The sequence below is a fragment of the Chryseobacterium sp. 2TAF14 genome (assembly GCF_052115105.1).
In the GTDB taxonomy this organism is placed as follows: Bacteria; Bacteroidota; Bacteroidia; order Flavobacteriales; family Weeksellaceae; genus Chryseobacterium.
The window spans coordinates 67,590-75,474 of sequence record NZ_JBFRGA010000001.1 but is presented as its reverse complement, the minus strand read 5'-3'; the positions used below and the strand labels follow the sequence as shown (position 1 = coordinate 75,474).

General features: G+C 34.7%; 5 protein-coding genes. 4 read left to right on the top strand and 1 reads right to left on the bottom strand.

Annotation, left to right across the window (positions count from 1 at the left end; translation table 11 throughout):
- The 4 genes from AB4Y90_RS00365 to AB4Y90_RS00350 all read left to right on the top strand — a co-directional run.
- On the top strand, nucleotides 1-3,415 hold a 3,415-nt coding region (locus tag AB4Y90_RS00365), incomplete at its 5' end, for an RHS repeat-associated core domain-containing protein (RefSeq protein ID WP_441555185.1).
- 2 nt (nucleotides 3,416-3,417) lie between these two features.
- A complete protein-coding gene (locus tag AB4Y90_RS00360; protein WP_441555184.1) occupies nucleotides 3,418-3,909 on the top strand; it encodes a hypothetical protein in 492 nt (163 codons plus the stop codon).
- 48 nt (nucleotides 3,910-3,957) lie between these two features.
- The gene (locus AB4Y90_RS00355) at nucleotides 3,958-4,173 is read left to right on the top strand and encodes a hypothetical protein (RefSeq protein ID WP_441555183.1); all 216 of its coding nucleotides are present in this window, start codon (nucleotides 3,958-3,960) and stop codon (nucleotides 4,171-4,173) included.
- A 140-nt stretch (nucleotides 4,174-4,313) separates the two neighbouring features.
- Nucleotides 4,314-6,617, top strand: coding sequence for a GAF domain-containing protein (locus AB4Y90_RS00350; protein ID WP_441555182.1), 2,304 nt, complete (start codon nucleotides 4,314-4,316; stop codon nucleotides 6,615-6,617).
- An 84-nt stretch (nucleotides 6,618-6,701) separates the two neighbouring features.
- Here AB4Y90_RS00350 and AB4Y90_RS00345 read toward each other — a convergent pair whose 3' ends face one another.
- The gene (locus AB4Y90_RS00345; RefSeq protein WP_441555181.1) at nucleotides 6,702-7,871 is read right to left on the bottom strand and encodes a Pycsar system effector family protein; all 1,170 of its coding nucleotides are present in this window, start codon (nucleotides 7,869-7,871) and stop codon (nucleotides 6,702-6,704) included.
- Nucleotides 7,872-7,885: the final 14 nt, after the last annotated feature.

Here is a 7,885-nt window from a genome sequence, read left to right as displayed (position 1 = left end):
AGCTTATGGCGACACAAAATTTTCAAAAGAAGAATATACCTACGAAAACAACCAGCTAAAAACTCTGAAAACCTGGAACAGAGATAATTCAGGATATTTACAAGAAACTTATGCTTATGACGGTTTTGGAAACCTTACTCAAAAAACCATCAGCAATAGTATAGATTCTCAAACTCAAACAATAAAAACAAATTATGATGATAAAGGAAGATTTGTAATAAAGAAAACGGACAATTTAGGCTTAGAAACCAATATTACCTATAATAATTGGGGGCAAATTCTTACTCAAACCGACCCTTTAGGAAATGCTCTTACCAATACTTATGATAACTGGGGTAAGCTTCTTAAATCCAAAACTAATTTAGGAGGGACAACTACTTATCAGTATGAAAGAGATAATAATTCAAATATTATTGTTACCCAAAATGATCCTGATGGTGATATTTCTAAAAAATATACCAACAGATTAGGTCAGGATTATAAAGCTTCTACCAAGGCTTTTGGACAGGGACAATATATATCTACAGAAACCCAGTATGATGTTTTAGGAAGAAAAATTAAAGATTCTGAGCCTTATTTTGAAGGTCAAAGCGCCTCTCAGTGGAATATTATTTCGTATGATGATTCTGTTTTTCCCACAAAAGTAACCGCTACCTCATTCAATGGAAAACAGATGGAGACTAGTGTCTCAGGCCTAACAACTACAATAAAAGAGCTTAATGGTTACGCAAGAACAACTTCCAAAACGACCGATGCTTTAGGAAATGTACTTTCAAGTAATGATAAAGGAGGAACAATACAATTCACTTTCAATGCCGCCGGAGAGCAGATTAAAGCCCAGTATGCTGAAAATATTGTTACCACAAAATATGATTCCTGGGGAAGAAAATCTGAATTTAACGATCCTTCCAACGGGTTGTATAAATATGAATACGACGGTTTCGGGCAGCCTAAAAAAATTATCAGCCCAAAAGGAACTAAAGAATATACATACAATAATTTAGGACAGCTTATTACACAAAAAGAGCTTTCTACAAGCGATAGCGGAGCGGCAACCGACAAAACAATTACCTATTCTTATGATGACAAAGGAAGGGTAATCTCAAAATCTGGAACCTCCAAAGGCAAAGCATACAGCTCGAATGTTTCTTACGATCCTCAGGGAAGAGTATTGTCTTCATCCGAAAGCAGCAACGGTAAGTATTTCATCCAGAAAGGGATTACTTATGATGATAAAGCCAGAGTCGTTTCTTATGAAAAACAATTGTATTCTTCAGGAATTTTAACGAAAGTTAACTTAGAAAATATTTACAGTACGTGGAATGGAGAATTGTATCAGGTAAAAGATAAAAATTCTGGAAAAATCCTGTGGGAGCTGAAAGAAACCAACGCCAGAGGACAGGTTTTAAAAGCCAAAATAGGAACAGCCGATGTTAATAATCTGTATGATGGGAATGGATTTTTAACCAGCATCAATCATTCCTCAGCAGTGAAGCCTTCTATTTTGCAGATTTCTTATTCATTTAATGCAATTAAAAATGAGCTCAATAGCAGAACAACGGGTGGAGATTTCAGCATTAATGAGACTTTTGATTATGATGATAATAACCGATTGATCAATTGGACGAATCCTGTAACAGGAATAAAACCATCATCTAACAGAAATGTGTATGATGCAAAAGGAAGAATTACCCAAAACGATCAGGTAGGAACCATCAAGTTTGAAAATTCTGCCAGGATTTATCAGCCGACAGGGATGACATTGAACGCTGAAGGAACCCACAATTACAATAATGATCTAATTCAATCTGTTGTTTATAACGAAAACAATGATCCTGTATTTATTGATGGTGAAAAAGGCGATGCTGCCTTTCAATATGGTTTAACTGCCATGAGACAAAGGGTAACCTATGGAGGAAATTTCAGCTCAGACGGAGATGGCAAGTTTACCAAATTTTATAGTGGAGACGGGAGCTTTGAAGTCGTGAAGGATAATACTACAGGTAAAGAAAAACACATTATTTACATCGGTGGAACACCTTACGAAAGCAATATTGTGTATTTGAAAAACTTTGAAGAGAGCAACGGTTCTTACAAATTTTTGCATAAAGATTATATAGGAAGTATTCTGGCAATAAGCGATGAAGCTGGAAATAAGCTTGAGCATAGACATTTCGATGCTTGGGGCAATTTCACTCATTTAAAAATCGGTAGCGGGGCGATTATTACCGATAAAAATATTATTAATAATACTTCGTTATTACTGGAAAGAGGATATACTTCTCACGAGCATTTTGCAGAAATAGGTATCATCCACATGAACGGAAGGCTTTATGATCCATTACTCAGAAGATTTTTAAATGCTGACGAAAATATTCAAGATCCTTACAATACTCAAAATTATAATAAGTATGGGTATGTAATGAACAATCCGTTGATATTTAATGACCCGAGTGGGGAATATTGGGAAGCAGGTTTCCTTTTAGCTGCTGCCGCATATGCTATAACCGGAGCCATTATAGGAGCTGCAATTGGAGCTGCTGTATATTTAGTTTCAGCTGCCTTTACAGGTAATTTCAGCTGGGGAGGTTTTGGAAAATCTATATTATTGGGAGCATCGACAGGAGCTATATCGGGTGCCTTAGGACAGGTTTTCAGTGCATCAGGGTTTTGGGCAATGGTCGGCAATGGTGCATTAGCTGGTGCGGGAGCAGGAGGAGTTACTTCACTTATCAATGGTACCAACTTTTTAGAAGGCTTAGCAAAAGGAGCTGTGATTGGGGGAGCTGTAGCAGCGGTTTCTTATACGATTTCTGCTTTTGCTAGAACAGGGTTTAAGTTTAAACATGAATTGAGTATAAATGATATAAGCTCTAGTGAAAATATAGATATAACTGATCCTTTTTATTTAAAAGATCCTGTAGAGAGAGTTAGAGATTTACGAAGTAATTTTGGAGTAGGAAATTTTGGAGTAGGAACTGAAGCAATAGATTATGATTCTTATAATACAAAAGGGCTAATTGACGGAGAATATGTAGCTGTGTCTCGCTATAATTTTTGGAAAAATAGAACTAATATTACATATTCTTACAAAGCAGTACAAAATAAATATTTATTAGCTAAAACAATGGCCCATGAAACTGCGCATGCATATTATAACGCATCAGGTCTCATTTTTCATGCTAGATTTAAAAATCCGACGAATACGCTAAATAACTTAGAGCATTTGGCAATAAAGGAAAGTGAATGGATTTTAGTAAAATTAAATAATATGCCTGTCACACCTCAATTAAATTTAATTAGTCAGGGGCAAATATTATCTCGTGTATTATCACTAGATTCACAAGGTTCTACAGCTTTCTACAAGCTACTAAAGTTTTTTGATCCTATTTTTAATAAAATATTATCATATTAATAATGAAAAAAAATATCTTACTTTTATTATTGCTCGCTATTATATCATGTAAAAATAGCAGTCAGAAAATTTATAAAGATTTTCATTTTGAATACTGGAAAGAAGAAGACCATTATAATTCTGAAAATGGTTTGTTTACTAGAAATTATGCTGCTAACGAGCAGGCAAAAAGAAGTGATAGTATAAGAAATATTACCCTAAATAAAGAAGAAATTACTAAAATAATTAAGGGATTAGAACAGTATTCTATCTTAGAGTTGCCAAGCGAATTTTCATGTAATATCTTATCAATAAGAGACCCAAAATTTGTTCATGTTAACATTAGCATAAATGGTAATTATAAGGAATTTTTATTTAAATATAATCGTAGTAATCCTGATATTAAATGTACTAAAGGCAAAAGAATAATTAATTTTAGTAAGATTTTAGATTCCATAATTTATAATAAAAAGAGCATTAGGGATTTACCTCAAACAAACTTATATTATGAATAATAAGGAATGTCAGCAAGCAACTTTCAAATGCTGTAATTAATAGTAAGTATGAATGGAGGTATCGCAGGTGATATTGATGCTTTGTTTAACCGGATAAAACTTTTTACAGGATTACATAAAGGAGCTGTTTTTGGTGGCGCTGTGGCGGGTGTAAGTTATATGATAATTTTTTTAAGCAATGCTAAAAGTACTCCCCCTGCCGATCCGAGCGTCACGCTCGTTCCTTTAAATAAAAAACTCCCACATGATTATATAGTGTGGTAATTACAAAAAAAATCCGTCTCATAACCGAGACGGATTCTTTTATTCTAAAAATCATCTAAGCATAACACTAAAATCCCACCCCAAAAACACCCAATTCCTACATAGTTTTCATACCTTTACCTCACAATTTTTCTTACATTTTGGCAAATCTCTACAAGAAAGAAAGTCCGTTTCAGGTGTTTATATCGTTCAAAAAATATTTGGATGTGTTAGAGCATATCCGGTACAACGATCGGTTAGAGTATCGTGCCAATTATGCAGAATCTTTGATCGAGAAAACCAAAAATTTCAAAGAATTAAGAGATGGATTTCAGGATCTTTCGGTGTTTGAAAAGCACAAAGACCTCATCAGGCTTTTGTTGGCAGACCTCTTTCCTACCGGTTTAACGAGAAATGAAATTAAAGCCGCAGGAATTCCGCTTACCAATCTTACGTTCAATTATACCGAAAGATTTCAGAATATTCTGAATGATGCCGGAAAAGATTTTGAGATTGAGTTCAGAGACATCAGTGATGACGAATATTATGTCTTTTGCTGTTGCCTGATTTTGCAGACCTACCTTAAGAAAGACATTAAAGTTACCGTACCTTTTTATTATGACATTCCCGATAAACAGGGAATTATGAAGCATTATAAAATCACGGTCAACTCAGATTTCAGTGATGTTTATCCTGCAGAAGGAACAAAAATTCCGTCGGATGATATTTTGGATATGCTCCTTGAAAATCTTGATGATGTACAGCTCTGGAAAAAATATTTCCAGCCAGAATCTTGGGTTTTAAAAGGATTCAGCATTATTTCTCTTGTCGACTGTACTTCGGAAGTTGCATTATCCGATTTAAAATCGAGCATGATTAAAATTGATCTGGAAAATCCTTCACCCGATGAGAATTTAAAGGAAATATTTAAATCTTATTTTGATGTTCCCGAGCTCAATTTTGGATTGATGTTGTTTAATCTCAAAAACAAAAGACTCGAAAAACTTCCCATTTACGAAAATGTTTTCACCAATTATCTTCTTGATTTCTGGATCAACACCTTTGATGAAGAAGCAAGGAAAACAGCTTTCGAAAACATCAGCTATAATTCAAAACCTATCGTGGTTTCTAATGTTGACAACCTTGATGATGAGATCAAAAAATTGCCGACCTTCAACATTTTAAAAAACAATAACATCAATAGTTTCATGGTCATTCCGATTATGAAAGACAATGCGCTTCTCGCAATGATGGAGTTTACTTCGCCTATCGCTAATAGTTTGAATGGTTTAAAGCTAAAAAAACTCGAGTTTGTTGCCGATATGATTATTTTCTCTCTCAACAGGTTTACGTATGAAAGGAACAATCAGATTGAAGCGATTATTCAGCGTGAATACACCACGATTCACGACAGCGTGATCTGGAAATTCAGGAATGAAGCAGAACGTTACTTCAATGCTTATTTAGCCAAAAAAATATACACCCTCAAAGAGATTTCGTTTAAAAATCTTACGCCTTTATTCAGTTTTTCAGATATTCGATCTTCATCAGACAAGCGTTTTAAGCTAATGCTGGAAGATCTCAACCAGCAGATTGACGGGCTTTATGAGGTATTGAAAATTTTAAATTCACCTGAAACCGAAAAATATTTTTTGGCTTTGGATATTATTGAAAACGAACTCAACAATGAAATAAAAGCAGATACAGAACAGCGTTTTCAAAGACTGTTGCGCCAAGAAATCCATCCTTACCTTCAAGGACAGCTCGAAGTGAAAAGTGAGGGAGAAATTAAAGATCAGCTTAAAAACTATTTTAGCCAGGTTTTTACGCAAAACGATCTTTTTTATGCCAACAGAAAAAATCTAGACGATTCTATCACCCTTCTCAACCGTAAACTGGCAGATATTTTAGACCAGAAACAAGTTGCGGCTCAGGAAATTTTTCCGCATTATTTTGAGCGTTTCAAATCGGATGGCGTTGAGCATAATCTCTACATCGGTCCCAATATTGCTCCCGAATTGCCCTACTCTGCTAAAATTGTTCACGAATTAAGATATTGGCAGCTCGAAACAATCTGCACAATGGAACATGAGTTCCGTTTATTTAAAAAAGATCTTCCGGTTTCGCTTGATATTGCCTCGCTTATTTTTGTTTATAATGAAAAAATAGACATCCGCTTCCGGATGGATGAAAAACGTTTCGATGTAGACGGCGCTTTTAATTCTAATTTCGAGATCATCAAAAAAAGGCTTGAAAAGGCCCACATCAAAGATTCTGACGAAAGAATTACCTGCCCCGGAAAAATCACCATCGTCTATTTCGGTTTAGAAAATCAACGCGAATATTTACAGTACATTCACAGACTTCAGCAACAGAATATTTTAAAATCTGATGTCGAACTTTTAAGGGTAGAAGATTTACAGGGCATCACGGGATTGCTTGCCATGAGAGTCTCTTTAGCCTAAATTAATTCGAATTGTTCAATTATTCAGGAAAAAAATTGCTGTATGATTGGTGCGCTCCGTAGGAGCGCTATCTTTAAAAAAACTTTAAAGCGTCAAAAAAGCATATCCGAAAGCAAATACAGAAATTATAATTCCTGCCATAAAAATCTGGTAAGTCACCGAAAGTAGCTTATATTTCCTGTCTAAAACTTTTCCCAGAAAATAAAGATCTTTTACCATAGAATCGTAGATATAATCCCGGTCTTTAATGAGATCATGCATCGAGTTCAGGTAATGATCAAACTCCATCTGATGAAAATTTCCGAAAAACAAAAGGTTTACTTTACGGTCCTTAATATCCTGATTGGTAAAATTGGTTTTCGTAACATTGGGTTTTGTAGAAAGAATGGCAAAAATGATCGTCAAAACACTTGAAACCAACAGAAAAAATGTAGGAATAATCAAATGTGCATTCTTCGGAGTATCTAATTTCGGAACCAAAACAGAAAGGCAGACCGAAATAATAATCGCATTGACTGAAAGCAAAATATTGGCTTTGCTGTCTGCAATATCGCTCAGTCTTGTGTGATTATTTAGCGTAACTCTGAAAAGCGTATCGACACTTCTGTCAGATTTCTGGTCTTTTTCTTTTTTATCTGAATTTTCTTTTTTGGGCTTCTCTTCTTTATCCATCTTCTTTTCCAGTTTTTTTACATTTTTCAGTTTAAGCGGCTCCCAGTTTTCTTTGGCATAATCTGTAAAATAACGATGTTTGTTTTTAAGAAAATCTACATTCATCTCGTTCCACTCATCATTAGAAAAACACATTCCTCCCGTCAGTTCCCATTCTTTGCGCAAAGCTTCTGCCGAATCATTATAAAACGGACTGGCAAAATGGCTGAAATCTGCATCTTTCATAATCATTTCTAAAAGATCCTGAGGCTGATGATATTTTTCAGTAGAAAGAATCAGTCTTTTAACTTCATCAATATATTCATCAGAAAAATTATCTTTTTTAAGAAAATCTTTCATTATGGCAGCTCCTCTTTCTTCGTGGCCTTCTGCATTGCAATCTGTAAACCCTACATCATGAAACCATAATGCAAGCAACACTTTTTCTCTGTCTGCTTCAGAAAGATTGGTATGCTTTATGATTTCATCTGCTTTCTGAACAGCGTATGTGGTATGGATAAAATTATGATAAAAGTAAACAGAAGATAGTTTATCTTTGAATAAGTTTTCAACATAATTTTTAGCTTTGTCTAAGGTGCTCATCACAGAATTTTTCT